Below are 680 nucleotides of genomic sequence, written 5' to 3'. Positions count from 1 at the left end.
CCAGTCGGGCCTACTTCTCCAGGTGCTCCTGTGGCTCCAGTTGGACCCACTTCTCCAGCTGGGCCCGTGGCTCCAATTGGACCCGCTTCTCCAGCTGGACCCGTGGCTCCAGTCGGGCCTACTTCTCCAGGTGCTCCTGTGGCTCCGGTGGGACCCACTTCTCCAGCTGGGCCCGTGGCTCCAATTGGACCTACTTCTCCAGCTGGACCCGTGGCTCCAATTGGGCCCGCTTCTCCGGCGGGACCCGTGGCTCCAGTCGGGCCTACTTCTCCAGGTGCTCCTGTGGCTCCAGTTGGACCCACTTCTCCAGCTGGGCCCGTGGCTCCCGTTGGACCTACTTCTCCAGCTGGGCCCGTGGCTCCAATCGGGCCTGCTTCTCCAGCTGGGCCCGTGGCTCCAATTGGACCTACTTCTCCAGCTGGGCCCGTGGCTCCAGTCGGGCCTACTTCTCCAGGTGCTCCTGTGGCTCCAGTTGGACCCACTTCTCCAGCTGGGCCCGTGGCTCCCGTTGGGCCTACTTCTCCGGCTGGGCCCGTGGCTCCAATTGGACCTGCTTCTCCGGCGGGACCTGTAGCTCCAATTGGACCCGCTTCTCCAGCTGGACCCGTGGCTCCAGTCGGGCCTACTTCTCCAGGTGCTCCTGTGGCTCCGGTGGGACCCACTTCTCCAGCTGGGCCCGT

The 680-nt window shown here is 65.9% G+C and carries 1 pseudogene; it reads right to left on the bottom strand.

Features of this window, described 5'->3' with window-relative positions:
* Window positions 1-680: pseudogene (locus tag B7E07_RS25600) on the bottom strand (collagen-like protein); the annotation flags it as partial.

It is taken from the genome of Cytobacillus gottheilii (assembly GCF_900166665.1).
Classification (GTDB): domain Bacteria; phylum Bacillota; class Bacilli; order Bacillales; family Cytobacillaceae; genus Cytobacillus; species Cytobacillus gottheilii_A.
The sequence above is the reverse complement of the archived record's forward strand: the minus strand, read 5'-3'. Positions and strand labels throughout refer to the sequence as shown.